At 60.1% G+C, this 18103-nt stretch carries 14 protein-coding genes; 9 read left to right on the top strand and 5 right to left on the bottom strand.

Annotation, left to right across the window (positions count from 1 at the left end; all coding sequences use genetic code 11):
* The 3 genes from HMPREF2971_RS01700 to HMPREF2971_RS01690 all read right to left on the bottom strand — a co-directional run.
* The coding region (locus HMPREF2971_RS01700) for an alpha-amylase family glycosyl hydrolase (protein WP_246825013.1) at window positions 1-528 on the bottom strand (528 nt) is incomplete at its 3' end.
* Window positions 529-657: 129 nt separating this feature from the next.
* Window positions 658-2472, bottom strand: coding sequence for a glycoside hydrolase family 13 protein (locus tag HMPREF2971_RS01695; protein ID WP_070690885.1), 1815 nt, complete (start codon window positions 2470-2472; stop codon window positions 658-660).
* Window positions 2473-2545: 73 nt separating this feature from the next.
* On the bottom strand, window positions 2546-3424 hold the full coding sequence (locus tag HMPREF2971_RS01690) for an endonuclease/exonuclease/phosphatase family protein (protein ID WP_070599076.1): 879 nt from the start codon (window positions 3422-3424) through the stop codon (window positions 2546-2548).
* 419 nt (window positions 3425-3843) lie between these two features.
* On the opposite strand from HMPREF2971_RS01690, the gene HMPREF2971_RS01685 reads away from it, so the two are divergent.
* The 5 genes from HMPREF2971_RS01685 to HMPREF2971_RS01665 all read left to right on the top strand — a co-directional run bounded on the left by HMPREF2971_RS01685 (window position 3844) and on the right by HMPREF2971_RS01665 (window position 11502).
* A complete protein-coding gene (locus HMPREF2971_RS01685; protein WP_049363244.1) occupies window positions 3844-5481 on the top strand; it encodes an alpha-glucoside-specific PTS transporter subunit IIBC in 1638 nt (545 codons plus the stop codon).
* A 236-nt stretch (window positions 5482-5717) separates the two neighbouring features.
* A complete protein-coding gene (locus HMPREF2971_RS01680; RefSeq protein ID WP_005505083.1) occupies window positions 5718-6536 on the top strand; it encodes a MurR/RpiR family transcriptional regulator in 819 nt (272 codons plus the stop codon).
* Window positions 6537-6623: 87 nt separating this feature from the next.
* Entirely contained in the window at window positions 6624-7082 is a 459-nt protein-coding gene (locus tag HMPREF2971_RS01675; protein WP_012903100.1) for a hypothetical protein, read from the top strand.
* 123 nt (window positions 7083-7205) lie between these two features.
* A complete protein-coding gene (locus HMPREF2971_RS01670; protein ID WP_070690883.1) occupies window positions 7206-11207 on the top strand; it encodes a DEAD/DEAH box helicase in 4002 nt (1333 codons plus the stop codon).
* Window positions 11200-11502 (top strand): hypothetical protein, encoded by a 303-nt coding sequence (locus tag HMPREF2971_RS01665; RefSeq protein WP_141744676.1) that lies wholly within the window; start codon window positions 11200-11202, stop codon window positions 11500-11502. Before HMPREF2971_RS01670 ends, HMPREF2971_RS01665 begins: the two co-directional genes overlap by 8 nt.
* A gap of 89 nt (window positions 11503-11591) precedes the next feature.
* On the opposite strand, the gene HMPREF2971_RS01660 is transcribed toward HMPREF2971_RS01665, so the two are convergent.
* Window positions 11592-11777: an FmdB family zinc ribbon protein gene (locus tag HMPREF2971_RS01660; protein WP_070690880.1), complete on the bottom strand. Its 186-nt coding sequence runs from the start codon at window positions 11775-11777 to the stop codon at window positions 11592-11594.
* Between the two features lie 227 nt (window positions 11778-12004).
* Window positions 12005-12679, bottom strand: coding sequence for a 5-formyltetrahydrofolate cyclo-ligase (locus HMPREF2971_RS01655; RefSeq protein WP_138187167.1), 675 nt, complete (start codon window positions 12677-12679; stop codon window positions 12005-12007).
* Between the two features lie 351 nt (window positions 12680-13030).
* Between HMPREF2971_RS01655 and galU the strand changes: the two genes are divergently transcribed.
* The 4 genes from galU to HMPREF2971_RS01635 all read left to right on the top strand — a co-directional run bounded on the left by galU (window position 13031) and on the right by HMPREF2971_RS01635 (window position 18097).
* Window positions 13031-13939, top strand: coding sequence for a UTP--glucose-1-phosphate uridylyltransferase GalU (galU, locus tag HMPREF2971_RS01650; RefSeq protein WP_012903104.1), 909 nt, complete (start codon window positions 13031-13033; stop codon window positions 13937-13939).
* A gap of 319 nt (window positions 13940-14258) precedes the next feature.
* The gene (locus HMPREF2971_RS01645) at window positions 14259-15893 is read left to right on the top strand and encodes a hypothetical protein (RefSeq protein ID WP_070690877.1); all 1635 of its coding nucleotides are present in this window, start codon (window positions 14259-14261) and stop codon (window positions 15891-15893) included.
* A gap of 422 nt (window positions 15894-16315) precedes the next feature.
* The gene (locus HMPREF2971_RS01640) at window positions 16316-16816 is read left to right on the top strand and encodes a DedA family protein (RefSeq protein WP_049363258.1); all 501 of its coding nucleotides are present in this window, start codon (window positions 16316-16318) and stop codon (window positions 16814-16816) included.
* 96 nt (window positions 16817-16912) lie between these two features.
* Window positions 16913-18097: a LysR substrate-binding domain-containing protein gene (locus tag HMPREF2971_RS01635; RefSeq protein ID WP_096741048.1), complete on the top strand. Its 1185-nt coding sequence runs from the start codon at window positions 16913-16915 to the stop codon at window positions 18095-18097.
* Window positions 18098-18103: the final 6 nt, after the last annotated feature.

Genomic DNA, 18103 nt, shown 5'->3' with positions numbered 1-18103 from the left:
GAACTGGCCGGTCGCCTCGTCCCACTCCCACGCCGGGCCGCCGAACTCGGACGCCCAGTTGTTCGGAGGAATCGGGTTGCCGTCCTCGTCGAAGCCCTTCGGGTCCTTCCAAATGTAGTAGTCGCGGTAGGGGTTGTCCTTAGAGGAGCGGGACTCCTTGAACCAGGGGTGCTCATCGGAGGTGTGGTTTGCGACCAGGTCCATCAGGATCTTGATGCCGTGCTTGTGAGCGGTTTCAAGCATCTCGTCGAAGTCTTCCATGGTGCCGAAGTCACTCATAATCGCGAAGTAGTCAGAGATGTCGTAGCCGTTGTCCACGTTCGGCGAGTCGAACACGGGGGAGAGCCAGATGACGTTGATGCCCAGCTTAGCCAGGTAGGGCAGCTTCTCGGTGATGCCCTTCAGATCACCGATACCGTCGCCGTTAGCGTCGTTGAAGGAGCGGGGGTACACCTGGTACACCACGGCTTCCTTCCACCACTGGCGGCCTTCGTAGGAGGGAACCTCGTATGCCTCGGAGTTGCTCATAATTGCCTTTCTATACCGGCCATCCAGCCGAAAAGAGGAACAAATTTTGTCTGTGATTGAAGTATAGGGCGAAGAGGGACCGGAATGTCTGTATCTGGTCCCCCTTCGCACAGTATGAGTGGGGTACGACTACTTGGCGTTACCGAAGAGGTAAACCTTCGCCTCGTAGGGGCGCAGCAGGGTGCCCTCGTCGGTGAACTCGCGGTTCTCATCGCGGTAGTTCGAGCTGATCAGCTTCGGGGCGTTCTCGATTGCCTTCAGCTCAGTCGGGGAGAGCGCCTGCGAGTTGGTTAGCACCACCGAATCCAGGTTGCCGCCCGCGTAGTTCAGCTGAACGGTGTCATCGGTGAAGTTCGCGACGACCAGCAGGGCGCGCTCGCCGGTTGCGGCGGCGTCCTCGTCGGAGTTCACGCGCAGGTAGGCGTAAACCTGGTCATCCTCTTCATCCAGCAGGCGGTACTCGCCGGTCAGGATAATCGGGTACTCGCGGCGCAGGCTAATCAGATCGCGGTAGTGGTAGAACACCGAATCCTGGTCGGCGAGCTCTGCCTCCGCGTTGATTTCGGTGTAGCGCGGGTTCAGCTTCAGCCACGGGGTGCCGGTGGTGAAGCCTGCGTTCTCACCGGCGGTCCACTGCATGGGGGTGCGTGCGTTGTCGCGGCCGGAGGCACTGATGTAACGCAGCATGTCCTCGGCGGAGACGCGGCCCGACTCTTCAACGTACTTGCGCCAGGAGTCGTGAATCTCCAGGTCGTTGTAGTCCTTCACATCGTCGAAGAAGACGTTGGTCATGCCCAGCTCTTCACCCTGGTAGATGTAGGGGGTGCCCTGCATCAGGTGTAGCACGGTGCCGAGCATCTTGGCGCTGACGGTGCGGTACTCGGGGGAGTCGTTACCGAAGCGGGAGACGGTGCGCGGCTGGTCGTGGTTGTTCCAGTACAGGGAGTTCCAGCCGCGGCCGTGCAGGCCCTCCTGCCAGTGGGTGAGGACCTTCTTGAGGTCAACCAGGTTGAAGCGGCGGTCGGACCACTTGCCGGTCACGCCACCCTCGGAGGCGTCCACATCCATGTGCTCGAACTGGAAGACCATCTGCAGCTCGTTGCGGTCGAAACCGGTGTAGAGTGCGGCGTCGTCCACGGTCACGCAGGGGGTTTCGCCCACGGTCATGACCGGGTACTTGCTCAAGACCTCGTGGTTCATCTCCTGCAGGAATTCGTGCACGCGCGGGCCGTTGGCTGCGACAGCCAGGGAGTTGTCGAGGCCGCCAGCGAGGACTGCCGGGTCCTCGGGGAAGGAGAGGTCCTTAGAAATCAGGTTGATGACGTCCATGCGGAAGCCGTCCACGCCCTTGTCCAGCCAGAAGCGCATGATGTCGTAGACCTCTTCGCGGACCTTCGGGTTTTCCCAGTTCAGGTCGGGCTGCTTGATGGAGAAGTAGTGCAGGTAGAACTGGCCGGTCGCCTCGTCCCACTCCCATACGGAGGGGCTGAAGCAGGAAATCCAGTTGTTCGGCGGGATCGGCTTGCCGTCCTCGTCGAAGCCCTTGGGGTCGCGCCAGATGTAGTAGTCGCGGTAGGGGTTGTCCTTGGAGGAGCGTGCCTGCTTGAACCATTCGTGCTCGTCGGAGGTGTGGTTGACGACCAGGTCCATCATGAGCTTGATGCCGTGCTCGTGCGCGGTTTCGAGCAGCTTGTCGAAGTCTTCCATGGTGCCGAACTCGGTCATGATGGCACGGTAGTCGGAGATGTCGTAGCCGTTATCGTCGTTCGGGGACGCGTAGATGGGGGAGAGCCACAGCACCTGAATGCCCAGGTCGGCGAGGTACGGAATCTTCTCGGTGATACCGGGCAGGTCGCCGATGCCGTCGCCGTTGGAGTCGTTGAAGGAGCGGGGGTAAATCTGGTAGACAACGGGTTCCTGCCACCACTGGGTCTGGGTCGTCATTGTTCTTCCTTCCCTTGGTATGGATGAGTGTTGTGTGGTGCCGCTCTGCGGGCGGCTAACGTCTGATGCCCCTTTAGGACTGGCTGGTGAGGGGCGTAAGGAGGCTCTCCGGCGCCCAGCTGGAGGGGTCAATCTCTAGCAGCAGGCCGCTGTGGTCGGAGATCGCCTCGGGGGAGTTGTCACGGAAGACAACCGCGTGGGATACCACGTCGACCAGGCGGTCAGCGAAGACAAAGTCGATGCGCTTGGCATCCGTGCTACCTTCCCAGCCGGCGATTTCGCGGTGGACGGTGTTCTCGCCGTCGGTGTGCTCCGCTAGGGATCGGGTATCCACCATGCCGCTGGAGGTGACCAGCGCGTAGCCTTCATTGCTCAGATGTGCTGCGGAGTTGAAGTCGCCGCCGAGCAGTACCGGTGCGGTGCGGGCGCACTCGGCAAGCTCCTGCGAGAGGTGTGCGTATTCCTGCGCGAAGAGGGGCTCGCCGTCGAAGTCCCACCAGGACATGTGGGTGGTAGCGCACCAGAAGGTGCCCGTCTCAGTTTCGATGAGCGTTGCCTGTGCTGCGCGGCGCTGCACCTGGTGGTAGCCGTAGCCGGGGGACATATTGATGGGCTTGATACCGCGAATCGGCAGGCGCGAGAGGATAGCTACGCATTCGTCGTAACGGTCCCAACCGATGTGGGTTTCGGTGAGGGTCCACTCGTAAGTGGCACCCATTTCGTTGAGCGCCTGCACGAGCAGCAGGGCGTAGTTGTCTTCGCGGACCGGAATGCCCGCGCCGCCGCGGTAGTTGAGGGGCTCCTTCACCACGGGGGTGGAAGTGAGCTGGTTGACTTCCTGCAACGCAATGACGTCCACCTGCTGTTCAATGATGAACTTGGCGAGGGTACGGATCTTGGCAATCTGGTGGATTTCGCACCAGCTGTGCGTATTGAGGGTGAGGAAGCGCATGTATTAAGTCCGGGGTATGTGTGAGGTTGAAGAATGATATGCGCACCGCGTATTGAGGTGGTGAGTGTTTATGCACTCTGACCTCTATGGGTGCACTGTTTATGCTATCGATTCTGTGCGCTAGGTAATAGGGAAAAAGTCTCATCTGCAGCAAGTATTTTTAACCAGTGCCGGGATATGTTTCAGGTTCTGAAAAACTCTTTCAAAACTCACAGTTTTGGTACCTGTGGGCAGGTATGACCTGGCATTATTGTTTCTGTCTAAAACACATTCGGCATTTAGCGCACGCAGGATATGTGGCACCCGTCTCATATACTTTCGTTTGAGGGTATAAAGATACGGCGTTGCCACCGCAGACCGGCAACGATCGCCGGCACCTGCGTCCGCTCACTCGACAACCCGAAAGGGCGTATAGCCTCATGATGGAAAAAGTACAGAGGTTCGGCTCTGCCATGCTGGCACCCGTTCTTCTCTTCGCATTCGCTGGCCTCGCGGTCGGTATTGCGATCATTGCACAGAACGGCGACCTGATTCCCCTCGCTGCTGACAAGGAAAGCGCGTGGAACCACTTCTGGTCCGTTTGGGAGTCCGGCGCATGGACCGTCTTCAACCAGATGGAACTGCTCTTCGTGATCGGTCTGCCCATTGCACTGGCAAAGACCGCTAACGCACGTGCAGTGATGGAAGCTGCAATGGTCTACCTGACCTTCAACTACTTCGTCGGCGCCATGCTCAAGGTATGGGGCAAGGGCGGCACCGGTTTCTTCGACCTGGACTACACCACCGACATCTCTAAGAGCGCGGCAGGTACCGGTCTGAAGATGATCGCCGGTATCAAGACCATGGACACCGGTATCTTCGGTGCAATCATCATCTCTGCAATCGTGGTGTGGGTACACAACCGCTGGTTCGACAAGAAGCTGCCCGACTTCCTCGGTATCTTCCAGGGTTCCCAGTACGTCTACGGCGTCTGCTTCTTCCTGATGATGCCCGTGGCATTCCTGTTCTCCTGGCTGTGGCCCTACGCTCAGCACGGCATCTCCTCCCTGCAGGGCTTCTTCATCGCATCCGGCGCACTCGGCGTGTGGGTTTACACCTTCCTCGAGCGTTTCCTGATTCCGACCGGTCTGCACCACTTTATCTACTCCCCGTTCGTCTTCGGTAATGTTGTTACCCCGAACGGTATTGCTAAGGACTGGCCGACCCACCTGACCGAGTTCGCAAAGAGCGACAAGCCCCTGAAGGAACTGTTCCCCGGCGGCGGCTTCGCACTGCACGGTAACTCCAAGGTCTTTGCACCCATCGGTATCGCAGCGGCGTTCTACACCACTGCTCGTCCCGAGAAGCGCAAGGAAGTTCTCGCTCTGATGATCCCCGTCTGCCTCACCGCGATCCTGATTGGTATCACCGAGCCCCTCGAGTTCACCTTCCTGTTCCTTGCACCCCCGCTGTTCCTGGTCCACGCAATCCTGGCAGCATCCATGGCAGCAATCATGTACCAGCTGGGTCTGGTTGGTTACATGGGTGGCGGTCTGCTCGACTTCCTGTTCCAGAACTGGATCCCGCTGTGGGCAAACCACTCCGGCACCTACCTCATGCAGATTGGTGTGGGCCTGTGCTTCACCGTCCTGTACTTCCTGATCTTCCGCTTCATGATTCTGAAGTTTGACTTCAAGACCCCCGGTCGTGAAGAAGACGGCGGCGAGACCAAGCTCTACAGCAAGGCAGAGTACAAGGCAGCTAAGGCTGCTGAGAAGAACGGCGGCGCAGCTGCTGAGTCCGCTGACGGCGACCTCTACGCACCCCGTGCAGCTGGCTTCCTCGAACTGCTCGGTGGCGCAGAGAACATCACCACCGTGAACAACTGCGCAACCCGCCTGCGTGTCTCCGTTGCTGATGAGTCCCTCGTCAGCCCCTCGGATGCAGACTTCAAGAATGCAGGCGCTCTGGGTCTGGTCCGTAAGGGCAAGGCATTCCAGGTTATCGTCGGCATGGATGTTCCCCAGGTTCGCGAGCGTTTCGAGACCATGGTGAACGAAGCTAAGACCCTCTCCTAAGAGGAATCAGCTTTCAACCGTCTGACGGCATAACGCCTCATAAGGTATAGACTTCGCCGGCGGTATCGGATAACACCGATGCCGCCGGCGAAGCTGTATCCAGGCTCGCACCCGGACTCAAATCTGCACGAGGCACCCACCCAAAGTGAGAGACGACCAACCTCGCACACCCTGGCCGATGACCCTAGAGCGTGTACTATTTATATATTGCTCACCATCGGATTCAGGAGCTTTGAGTGGATTTACAAGACGTCGTGAATGCGAACCAGCACCGATTCAGTGAAACTGAACGGGAAATTTTGGCATTCATGCTAGAAAATGAAGAGTTCGTTGCGGAGTCAACGATCAACTCTTTGGCACATAAAACTTATACTTCGACCAGCTCAATTATCCGCCTGACGAAGAAGCTGAACTTCTCCGGATTTGCTGAGTTGAAGTACTTCATTAAGTCCTCTCTGAACCGCAGCGAACCCTTCAACCCGCGGTTCATTGAGAGCGGCCGCGAAGACATTCAGCGCACCTATGACTACCTCGAGCACATGGAGCTGAGCGGACTGCTCAAGCGCATCCATGAGGCTCGCACTGTGTACTGCTTCGGTACCGGCTACGCTCAGCGCAATGCTGTGCAGGAATTTACCAAGTCCATGCAGGTCTGCGGTAAGTTCTGCCAGGTCATCCCGGCACGTAATGAGTTCGAAAGCGCCATGAACAATATGACCCAGGACGACGTGGTCATCATTGTGTCCTTCTCCGGTCAGACCGAGAACATGCGCGAACACATTAAGATGCTGGCGCTACGCCGCATCCCCATGATTGCGGTGACCGCCATTGGTGTGAACTACATGTCCTCGCACGCCGAGTACTCCCTGCACTACCAGACGACCCCCACCCAGATCAGCACCCAGCGTAAGCCCTACTACTCTTTTGTTGCGCTGTCGGTGCTGCTGGACTACATCGTGCGCCGTTACATTGAACACGTTGAGAATGAGCGCCGCGAATCCCTACAGGACCAGGTGGATGACGCCCTCAACGCTGGGGATGAAACCGACGCCTGATAAGGCATTACTGTGCCCACCTGCTCCTTCACTCACTCCTCCTGAATCCGACCGAATCCGCCTGAGACCATCTGAAAGAGACACCCAGTGACCGCAATTTTCGCGCTCATCGAAAACACCGAGAAGATGCGTAAGTACCTGTTCTGGTACCTCATGATCATCCCCGCGCTGCTACTGCTGTGGATTGTGCTGGGTGCAGCGAACTCCCAGATGGACTTCCAAGCAGCCCTGAAGATTCCCTTCTTCACCGTGGCATTCCTGAACGCATGCCTCAGCCTGTTGCTGGGCGGCACCCTCAAGCTCGCGGGTGCAGAGAACGAACGCACCGAACGAGCCTACGCCCTGTACCTGACCATTCTGTTGGTCATCATCGGTAACCTGCCCGGCGCGATTCTGAGCTTCTTCCTCTTCCGCTCCCTGCGCTTCGGCAACCTGGAAGGCGAGCTGGCGCCCAAGTACCGCTGGGCGCTTCTGCCCGCCCTGGTCTTCTACGTACTGGTGACCGTAGTGCTGCTCGTCGCCAACATCGCAATGTGGTCGAAGTAAGCACCCGGCGTATTAAGCACATCGGCGCATTAAGCACGCAGGCGCGCACTGACACCCGCCCCGCTTGAAACACAGCATGAGGCACACCGGGCAGAGGACCCCGGAAGAACCACCATCTTCGGTGTGTACGCGCAAACGTACACCGCACTGACCCACAAGGACACTCACGACGTGAACCAGATTCCCGAGCCTACCGACGCGCAACACGCACCCGGCGCCCCGGCTGATACCGCTCAGCCCGCCGCAGCCGCCGCGACCTCAGCAGAGGAAACCCACGAAGTAGCCGACGAAATCAACATCGCCGAGCTGCCCGCACACCTGAACCCCGCCCACGAGGACTTTGACCCCTCGGCGGGGCTTGAGCGCTGGGCGGAACAGATGGACGTCTACACCGGTCCCGACGCGATGCTCGACTTCAACCAGGTCGACTACGTGCACATCGACCTGTCCGAGGCGAACCCCTCCGGCCTGGCACAGCTGCTCGCCGGACGTAAGACCCGCCTCTCCACGATTCTGCGCGACAAGTCGCAGCTGGAGGCGGGCATGCGTTCCGCACGCACCCTGCGCACCAAGATTTACGAACTCGCCACCGACCACGGCCTGGACTCCGGCTACTTCGTGGCGGGTACCGCCTCCTGGCTGTCGCACGACACCCGCGAGGATGCTGCCGCCTACGAGAAGCGCTTCATCGCGCCGATTCTCATGGCGCCGCTGAGCATCACCCCGCACCCGAAGGACGACGACTTCGAGCTGCGCCTCGCCGGTTCTGCACGCCTGAACCCGGCGATGGTCCGACAGATCAAGCAGGAATACGGCATCGACCTGGGCACCATGGATGTGGCGCAGCTGGCGAACTCCATGTCCCGTCTGGACCCCGAGCCGGTCATTGAACGTATGCGCGCATCTGCCGGTCGTATTCCGGGCATGACCATTGAGTCGAAGTATTTCATCTCCACCTTTGCTGACCTGAAGGAAAGCCTGGGCGAGCTGCCGCACACCGCTATCACCCCGCTGGTTCGTGACCTGGCGGCACTGAAGGTTCCCGGCGTGAAGCCGCGCGAGCTCAACGCCCACAACCTGCAGCAGCCCCTGGACCAGCGCGACCCGGCAGAAGAAATGCTCCTGCTGGACGCTGATGCGAACGCCCAGGAAATTGTCGACACCGCGGTCAGCGGATTCTCCTTCACCATCACTGCGGCGCCCGGCACCGAGCCGCTGCGTACCGCCGTGAATATTGCATCCGCCCTGATGGGTCGCGGTAAATCCGTGCTCGTGGTGGGCGAGAAGCGCTCCACCCTCGCTGAATTCTCGGCGTTGCTCAAGCGCACCGGTATTGAGAGCCTGCGCTACGACCTGCTTGCCGAGCACGATGCTGAGGCTCAGCGCGCCGAGTTCATTCGCGCAATCGTGCGTAATGAGGGCGCCGAAGAGCCTAACTCTGAGGACCTGAACGAAGAGCTTGTGGCGACCCGTGCCGCGCTGCTCGACCACACTCGTGCCCTGCTGAACAAGGACGCCAACTGGCAGATTTCTGTCTACTCGGCGCTGCAGCGTCTGGCTGAGCTGACCGCCTCCGAGGACGGCCCGGCAACCCGCGTGCGTTTTGACCGCCCTATGCTCGATTCGCTCTTGGAGCGTGAGCAGGTGCGTGCCGAGCTGGTGCGTCTGGGTGAGATTGATGGTTTTGCGGCGGCTTCGCGCACCTCCCCGTGGTACCGTGCCCGCCTGGTCAATGACGAGGAAGCCGCCGAGGCGTACGCCCTGGTCATTACCCTCAAGTCCTCCCTGCTGAACCTGCGTGAGGCGATGAACCAGACCAGCGCCATGCTGGGTCTGCGCCGCGGCCGCACCATCGCTGAGTGGGAGTCGCAGCTGGCGATTCTGATGCGTATCCGTGAGACGCTCAAGCGTTTCCGTGCGGATGTCTACGACCGCCCGGTGACCGACCTGATTGCGGCGACTGCCTCCGGTTCGTGGCGCCGTGAGAACGGCATCGAGATGAGCAGTATGCAGCGTTCCCGCCTGCGCCGTGCGGCGAAGGAATACATCCTGCCCGGCGTGAATATCGGTGACCTGCACGAGCAGCTGAAGGTGGTTCAGGCTGAGCGTGCCGAGTGGATTCGCCACATTGAGGCGCCCCGCACCCCGCAGATTCCGGAGAACCTGGACCAGCTGGCTGCAGCCCTGAACTCTCTGGTGTCTGAGCTGGCGGGTCTGGGTATTGTTCTTGCGGATACCATTGAGGGCACCGACTTCGTGCGCACCGACCTGGATGCTCTGGATGCGCGCCTGGATGCCCTCATGGCGGACCGCGTGCTGCTCATGACCCTGCCGGAGCGTGACGCCCTGACCCAGAAACTGCGTGAGCGCGGCCTGTCGGAGCTGCTCGATGACCTGTACGCGCGTCAGGTTCCGACCGAGGTTATTTCCGCTGAACTGGAGCTTGCCTGGTGGCAGTCTGCCCTGGAATTCTTGCTACAGCATCACGAAGGTAAGCTGCTGGACGGTGACCGTCTGCGCGATACGGAGTCCCGTTTCCGCCGTGCCGACTACGCCCACATGACTAGCGCCCCGGCGCGTCTGCTGGCGAAGGTTGCTCGCGTGTGGACTGAGCGTATTGAGTCTAAGCATGATCAGGCAGCGTACCTGAAGAGCCAGCTGCGCGGCTACGAGTTCGTGCTCGAGGAGCTGCTGACTCACGCCCCGGTGATGGCACGTACCCTGCTGCCGCTGTGGACTGCGAGCCCCTTCGCCCTGGCGCGTAAGGTTCCCGCCTCCATGCGTTTTGATACGGTGCTGCTGCTGGACTCCGAGTCGACCCCGCTGGCAGCGAACCTGCCCGCGATTACTCGCGCCGACCAGGTGATTGCCCTGGGCGACCCGCATTCGGGTTACCCCTCGCCGTTCATCGTGTCCGCCCCGACCTTTGGGGCGCCGGAACCGGCAGGTGAGCAGCTGGACAGCACCTTCGACGTGCTCGCTACCGTACTGCCCAACCGCACCCTGGCGATGCTGCACCGCAGCATGGACCCGGTGATTCTTGACTACCTGAACCGTGAGTTCTACGGTTCGCAGCTGCATGCGGCTCCGGTGAGCCGCGCCTCCGCCCAGCCCGCCGGTTCGCTGACCGTTGAGTACATTGATACTCGCGGTAAAGTGAGCGATAACGCGAACCTGGATTCGCCCGGTGTTGAGGTGGAGCGCGTGACAAACCTGGTACTGGAGCACGCCTACCGTACCCCGGACCGTTCGCTGGCGGTTGTGACGGCTAGCCCGAAGCACGCTCAGCGTGTGGCTGAGTCGGTGCGTCATGCCTTGAGCTTGTACCCGCAGCTGGGGCCGTTCTTCGCCGCTGGTGAAGAGTCTTTCCGCGTGGTCGACCTGACCCGCGCCGAGACCCTCGAACGCGATACCGTGATTTTCTCCCTGGGTGTGGGTCGTGCCCGCCTGGGTCAGGCGTCCTACGATTTGGGTCAGCTGTCTGCTGAGCACGGTCGCCAGGGCTTTGTGGTGGCGTTGACTCGTGCACGCCGTGCCCTGCGCATTGTCTCGTGCATTGACCCCTCCGAGCTGGACCCGCAGAAGCTGCATCATGGCGCGGTGGATTTCTACCACCTGCTGCGTGAACACGCGGAACGTCAGGCGCGTGAAGAGGTGGAAGCGAAGGCACAGCGCGTGCCGGAGACCCTGCCGCGTAACGCGTTCTTGGCCGTCGACGACGCGGACACCCCGGATTTGGGCGACTGGCTGCTGAACGATTTGGTGGCGCGTCTGCAGGCTCGCGGTGTGCGTGTGACCCGCGGTGAGGGCGATATCGCTCTGATTGCGCACGCCCCGGAGAAGCTGGCGGCTGAGCCGGTGCCCGCGCTGGGTGTGGCTCCCGTGGTGTCTTCGCAACCGAGTGCTCCGGCGGCTATGCCGCTGGTGGCGTGCTCTGATGGCGAGCAGAACTACGCGCGTGCTTCGGTGCGTGAGCGTACCCGTCTGCTGCCGGAGCGTCTGAGCCGCACGGGCTGGAACTACATCACCCTGGGCACCCTGGAGGTGTTCGCCGACCCGGATGCTGTGGTGGCGCGCGTGCTGCACTACCTGGATATGGATGAGGGCGCTGAGGTTCGTGGCTAGTTATTCGTCAACGCCGAAGCCTCGCCGTGGACACCGCCGCGTGAGCGGCGGCGGCTCGGTGAGCGGGGCTGAGCCTCTGCTGGTGGGCGTGACTACGCCTCCGGTTGTGGCTTCGGGTACTTCCTCTGCCGCGGGGGCTTCCCCGAAGAAAGCTGATGCCCAGAAGCAGAACCCCCAGAAGGCGAGTTCTCAGAAGGCGGCTGCTTCTGCGCAGCCGCTGACCCCGGAGGAGCGTGAGCGTCTGGAATGGATGCGTCAGCAGCGTCCTCCGCACTGGGGTAACAATATCGTGTAGCGCATCCGTACCGGGAGTGCTTCTTAAACGCCGAGGGGCGGGGCAACCTGTGTTGCCCCGCCCCTCTTTTGGCTGGTGTGGAACCCCGTTTAGGAGTTGCCCTTGTCGGTGCTGTAGAAGCCGGAACCCTTGAAGGTCACGCCGACGGTGTTGTAGCGCTTGCGCAGGGTTTTTTCGCCGCACTGCGGGCAGACGCGCAGTGCATCGTCGCTAAAGGACTGGCGCTGTTCAAAGACGTGATTGCAATTCTTGCACTGGTAAACGTAGACCGGCATATTGTCCTTCTGTATCGATTTTTCGTTGAGCGGGTTTAATAACAGTGGTTTGAGTGTACCGCTTTTGAAACGCTCTGGGCTATTTGCGGTTTCTTCTCAAAAAGCTATTTTTGGTTTCTTTTTGCCTTTTTCCTGAGCGATTTTGGTCGTGTGTTCCTGCATATCTTTGAGCTTTTGCATGAAGATTTGGGGTGTCAATCAGGAGGTGGGCGGTGCTGGTCAACCGGCTACATCGGTGACTGCTGAGAGGTGCGGAAAACGCCTTCTTCGGTGAGGATGACTGGCAGAATAGCGTCCCACTGGTCGTAGGGAATAGCTTCATAAATTTCATCGGCAAAGACCACGCCGATGCTCTGCTCCTTCAGCTGCTGTGCGCTGAGCAGGGGGATAATGCGGTCATAGTAGCCGCCTCCTTGACCGAGGCGGTGCCCGTCAGCATCAAAGGCGAGAGCGGGGACGAGGCGCACATCGGCGTTCACGAAGGCTCGCTCGTCCTGTTCTTCGCCTTCGGGTTCGGGGATTCCCATGGGGCTGAGCGGGTGCTCGACGGCGGGATCCCAGTGCACCCAGGCGAGTTTGCGGCCGGGACGCACGACGGGCACGAGGATGCGGTGTCCGTCCTTGTGCAGGCGGGTTAGTGCTTCGATGATGGGCGGTTCGGACTTGGTGGGCAGGTATGCCGCAATGGTGCCGGGGGAGTGGAGGCGCTGCGCGACCGCTTCAAGAATGTGGTGGGTGAAAAGGTCAGCTATCTGCTGCTGGTCGTGTTCGCCGCGGTGGCTGCGTGCGGTGAGGCGGCGGGGGCGAATCTGAGAGCGGAGAATGTCTTTATCCAGGGAGATATCTTCTGCGCTGGCACCGGTATCGGAGTTGCTGGTGGCGGCTGCGGTATTGAGAGGCATGGTGTGTCCCATCGTCTTTGCGGGTGAGGTCTTATGCGGGGTGGAGGAGAGTGGCTCTATGGCCTAGTTTGGCTGGTTTGAGTCGTGGTGCCTCCGCGTTGAGAGGCGTTCCGAGGTGGGGTGAAAACATCCTTATGGGCGGCAAAAAGCAACCTACTCTGCTGGGCTATAGAATCTACTTTTTAGTATAGGGATTGCAGAAAATAGCATTGGGTTTCGAGGAACGTATTTTCTCTACAACCCGAAGAATGTACCTTCACCGATATGTAGTTAGTCACGTTGAAGATTTTTTCACGTCATAGTGTCGATAAATCAGCTTAAGTACTTTACAACTTAGGGTATTCTTGTGGCATGGCTACTGAAATTAAGTCTGTTACTAAGGCAGTTATTCCTGCTGCTGGTCTGGGCACCCGATTCCTGCCCGCCACGAAGGCAACCCCCAAGGAAATGCTCCCCGTCGTTGATCGCCCCGCGATTCAGTACGTGGTGGAGGAAGCAATCCGTGCCGGTCTGAATGACGTTCTGATGATTACCGGCCGTAACAAGCGCGCTCTCGAGGATCACTTCGACCGCGTTCCCGTTCTGGAGCAGCAGCTCGCTGAGCAGGGTAAGGACGCTCTGCTCGCTTCTGTGGTAGCTACCAATGAGATGGGCGGCGACCTGCACTACGTGCGTCAGGGCGACCCCAAGGGCCTGGGCCACGCTGTTCTGCGCGCAAAGCGCCACGTTGGCGATGAGGCATTCGCTGTTCTGCTCGGTGATGACCTGATTGATGAGAAGGAAGACCTGCTCTCCCGCATGGTGGAGGTCCAGGAGCGCACCGGCGGTTCCGTCGTTGCTCTGATGGAGGTCCCCCGCGAGGCTATTTCCGCTTACGGTGCAGCTGCTATTGAGGCTGTTGAGGGCGAAGACGGTTTCGTGAAGATCACCGGTCTGGTTGAGAAGCCCGCTGCTGATGAGGCTCCCTCGAACTACGCTGTGATCGGCCGTTACGTTCTGAGCCCGAAGGTCTTCGAGGTTCTGGAGAACACCGCTCCGGGCCGCGGCGGCGAGATTCAGCTGACTGACGCTCTGCAGACCCTGGCTCAGGGTGAGGGCGAAGGCGAAGGCGTCTACGGTGTGGTCTTCTCCGGCCGCCGTTTCGACACCGGTGACAAGCTGTCCTACCTGAAGGCAAACGTTATTCTTGCTGCTGAGCGTCCCGAGTTCGGTGACGACCTGCGCGCATGGCTGAAGGACTTTGTCGCAGAGAACTGCTAATTACTCTGCATTCGCTCTCTGATGAGGGCAACCGATAAATACCAACCACGCTGAGGAAGGCGTTCTTTCTGGTGGGGCGTTAGCCCTGAGGGAGGGCGCCTTCCTTTGCGTCGTTCGTGTCCGTTATGTGCGTGGCGTGCTACTGGGTGAGGGTCCAGAGTGTGTCTTGTGCAGGGACGCAACGACGTCGTAGTGCGCATATTCCTTCTGGGGTATATGCGCATATCCAGCCCGATTCTTGCCGCTTATGGAAAGCATTGGGAATATAAGGGTATGATTAAAGTCTAGGGATAAAGGGACGATAGAGGGCGACCTGAATATGACGCTTTTGAACACCTCCGGTGTGTTGGTAATTCTGACCGTGATTTTGCTGCTGTGGTTTGTGCCCAGGAGCCTCCGTCGCGCGCCCGCTGGTCCCTCCGTGGAGCCCGAGCGTCCCCTGATTAGCGCCGAGCGTACCGCTGAGGACATTCTCGCCTCTGCAGGCGTGCTGCTGAATGAGTCGGAGGCGTACCAGTCTTCCGATCATGCGGTGGCGCCGGGTACCTCCCTACCCTCTTCTGCTCTTCCACAGGCTTCTTCCCGTTCCTCTCACGCCGTAGAGGATGCTGTTCAGCCTGCCCCGGATACGGCTTCTATTTCGCAGATTCGTGATTCTTCCCCGACTGCTCCCTACACCGATGAGATTCCGGTGGTGGAGGAGTCGAAGCCCTCGCCGCTGTCCTACTTTGATACCTCGAGCCTGAGCGGTATCGCCCTGCTGGTTGCGGCTGGTCTGGGCGTGCTTGCCCTGGTGACCGGTCTTCTGGCGCTCTTTGGTGTGCTGGCGTGGGGTTGGGCTGTTCTCTTCCTGATTCTTGCCGGTGGTGCGTGGGCTGTAAGCCGTTTTGGTCTGCTGGAGTCTCTTAGCAACCAGATTAAGGCGAACCGCGATGAGCGCCACGCCAAGGCAGAAGCAGAAGATGCCGAGGATAACAACGCTGAGGCGTATGAAGAGTCTGACGACGAAAAAGCTTACGATGACGCTTCTGAGCCTGTAGAGGATACTGAAGCGCCGGAAGCTGAAGCTGTCGAAGAGCCTGCACATCAGGCTCGCCCCGCAACCCGTGAGACTACTGTCCGCAACGTGAGCCGTGAGGCGGCACGCCCGAGCCGTGCGCACATTGCGGTGGAGTCCTCCGATGAGGCTCCCGAGGCGGCTCCTCGTGCGGAAGCGCCTGCTGCGGCACCTGCTCATTCTTCTCGTACCGTACCTGCCCGTTCTGCCCGCCCGGCGGAGGCGCCCGCAGGTCACCGTCAGGAGCGCCGCCAGCAGCGTCCGAGCCGCTTCCAGCCGATTCGCCGCGGTAGCGTGCTCTTTGACCAGGAGAGCGGTTCTGTTGCTTCCTCTGCTAGTGCACCGCGTACTGCTGCACAGCCTCAGGTGGCTCAGGCTCCGGTTGTTCCGAGCCAGCCCGCTCAGCCCCAGCACACTCAGCCCGTGCCGTCTGCTCAGCCCGCACATCCTGCTCAGGCACCTGTGGCTCCCGCTCAGCCGGTAGCACCTCAGCCTGCGCAGGTTGCCCAGGCGCCTGCCGCTCAGCAGCAGGCTCCCGCACAGCAGCCGGCTATTCAGCCGGCCCAGCCGGTGGCTCGCCAGGCTCTGCGCGATGGTTCGCCCGTCCGCCAGGCGCCTGCGGCACCTGCTACTCAGGCTCCCGCTCAGCCGATTCCCGAAGAGATTCCTCTGCCGGACGTCCTGGATGATTCCGAGTTCGATGCGCTGGATATCGCCTCGCTGAACGATTCGGCTCTTTCGACCGGTGCTACGGTAACCGGTGGTGTTCGTTCGACGAACCGTCACCCCGGTGCTGGCTCCTCCTTTGAGGCGGTGAGCAACACCTGGAACCCGGTTCAGTTGCCCAAGCCGCTGAGTGCTCTGCACCGCCAGGACAAGAATCAGGGTAAGAAGTAGACTTTGCTCCAGACACGCATAAAACCCCGACAGTTCACACTGTCGGGGTTTTTGTATGCCTGGGGATGATTGGGAAGAAGTTAAAAAGAAAAGGAACCCCGTCCATGGGGTTCCTTTTCTAGCATCACACACAGGAAGAAAGTCTTCTAGACCGATTAGGAAGGCCTTCCCACAAGACCTGCCTTATTCGGTAATAAAAATATATCCTAATTCCCGTGCGGGTGACAAGCTGAAAATAGCGACAGCCTGTCAATAAACTAAGGTTGTCCTAAGTGAAATCCGCGCCATTGCAGGCGACAAAGGGCAATAACCCCCGGCTGAAAAAATTTAAAAAAATTTTCTGACCCCTCCAAAAGTCGAATAAGAAGCCTCAAAAAACCTTCAATCAGGTCAATATCGCCCACTCATGAGAGAATAGCCGGGTGAAAGAATGGTTTGACGCACTCCCGATTGAGGTTGCCCTAGCTTTCATGTGGGTGGTCGGTATCGTCCGCACCAGCATCGTGTACGCTCTTGGCGCGCTCGCTGCTGAAGGCGGCGCCCGCCTCGACCGCATCCGCAAAGCCATGGACAGCCCCCTCTACCGTAAAGCGCGCCGCTTGATTAACCGGTGGGGCGTTATTGCTGTGCCCCTCTGCTTTCTCACCGTGGGCCTGCAAACCGCGGTCATCATCACGACCGGCTTCACGAAAATGCCTCTGCGCCGCTGGGTTCCCGCGATGCTGGTTGGAACCTTCATGTGGGCGTGTATTTACACCACCATCGGCTTCGCAATTCTTGCGGCCCTCGGCCTGGAGCCGTGGATGTTCCCCCTCGCCCTTGCCATTGTTATTACGGTGATGGTCATTGTGGCTCAGTTGCGCGAACGCCGCATTAATCGCGAAACCGTTGAGAACACTGCGGATAACATCGCCGAGAACTAGTCCTACCTTCAGCGGGGGATAGGTGCACTATCTCGCCGGGTTGAGCCCGCTCACCTGCCCTCAATACCCCCGTCCAAGATGTGCTAGCGTGGAGGGATGAGTTCATCCGCATCCTCCACCGCAGGCACCCCCGAAGAGCAGCCCGTCAACGACTCTGCCCTCACCGCAATCGACCCCGAGCAGAGCGCGCCCGAAAACGCTACCGACCAGGTAGAAAGCGAAGCGCCCACCGAGGCCCCCGCCCGCGTGTACCTGCATCCCGAGCAGCTGGCGATGATCCAGACCCCGGAGGCTCTGCCCATCCCCGTGTTGCAGCGCTCCGTGCTGCGCGTTAGCTACGTGCCGGCGATTATGCCCGGTAAGTGGTTCAACCGCTGGCACGAGCGTTTCGGCGACCGTGTGCAGCTGGCGGAGGTACCCGTGCGTGAGGCGCGCGGCCTGGACTCCCTGCATCAGGACCTGTGCCTGATTGACCCTGCCCTCAACTCTGCGGAAGAAACTGCCTCCGAGGCGCCCGCCGAGGTTAGCGCTGAGGCTACCGAGCACGCCCCCATTGAGCGTAAGGACGTACCCGAGAACCCCTTCGCACACATGAGCATTGTGCGCCCCGACCGCGAACCGGCAAGCACCGACGGCGAAAAGTACCATAGCATCCGCCTCTACGAGGAGCTGCCCGTGGTCATTCTGCCGGTGGACCATGTGCTCACCGTGCTTGATGAGGTGCCCGTGGAGGAGCTTGCTGAAGAGTTCCTGCTGCAGCCCGCCTCCGATATTCCCGCCTATGAGGAAGTCTCCCGCGCATGGCGTGAGAGTGCCGGTCGCATCGTGCCCGAGGGCCTGAACGATAAAGAAACCATCGAGCTGGTTGCCGCCGGTGTGGGCCTGTACATTGTGCCCATGTCCATTGCGCGTTTCTACCACCGCAAGGACCTCACCTACCGCCCCGTTGCGGGCCTGGACCTCTACCCGGTGCACCTGGTTTGGCCGCGTGCTCCCAAGGGTGAGCCGCGCAGCGAAGAGCTCGAAGCGCTCCTGCAGGACTTCATCGGTATTGTGCGTGGCCGCACCGCAACCAGTGACCGCGGTAGCGAAACCCGACAGGCACGCGCCGAACGCATCGCCGCTGAAAAGGCAAAGGAAAAAGCGAAGGCGCGAGCCGCCAACGCCCGCCGCGAAGCACGCGATAAAAAGCGCGCCAACGCCAAGAAAAACGGTAACGCGCGCCAGCACGCTCGACAGTCCGCCAAAGCTGCCAGCGCACGCCGCGGCAAGAAACGCTAAAGAACG

It is taken from the genome of Rothia sp. HMSC066G07 (assembly GCF_001814485.1).
In the GTDB taxonomy this organism is placed as follows: Bacteria; Actinomycetota; Actinomycetes; order Actinomycetales; family Micrococcaceae; genus Rothia.
The sequence above is the reverse complement of the archived record's forward strand: the minus strand, read 5'-3'. Positions and strand labels throughout refer to the sequence as shown.

Excerpts from the sequence above, each read along its gene's own strand:
- HMPREF2971_RS01660 (WP_070690880.1), bottom strand. The coding sequence starts at position 11,777 with ATGCCGGTCTACGTTTACCAGTGCAAGAATTGCAATCACGTCTTTGAA.
- galU (WP_012903104.1), top strand. The coding sequence starts at position 13,031 with ATGGCTACTGAAATTAAGTCTGTTACTAAGGCAGTTATTCCTGCTGCT.
- HMPREF2971_RS01685 (WP_049363244.1), top strand. The coding sequence starts at position 3,844 with ATGATGGAAAAAGTACAGAGGTTCGGCTCTGCCATGCTGGCACCCGTT.
- HMPREF2971_RS01690 (WP_070599076.1), bottom strand. The coding sequence starts at position 3,424 with ATGCGCTTCCTCACCCTCAATACGCACAGCTGGTGCGAAATCCACCAG.
- HMPREF2971_RS01645 (WP_070690877.1), top strand. The coding sequence starts at position 14,259 with ATGACGCTTTTGAACACCTCCGGTGTGTTGGTAATTCTGACCGTGATT.
- HMPREF2971_RS01695 (WP_070690885.1), bottom strand. The coding sequence starts at position 2,472 with ATGACGACCCAGACCCAGTGGTGGCAGGAACCCGTTGTCTACCAGATT.
- HMPREF2971_RS01635 (WP_096741048.1), top strand. The coding sequence starts at position 16,913 with ATGAGTTCATCCGCATCCTCCACCGCAGGCACCCCCGAAGAGCAGCCC.
- HMPREF2971_RS01655 (WP_138187167.1), bottom strand. The coding sequence starts at position 12,679 with ATGCCTCTCAATACCGCAGCCGCCACCAGCAACTCCGATACCGGTGCC.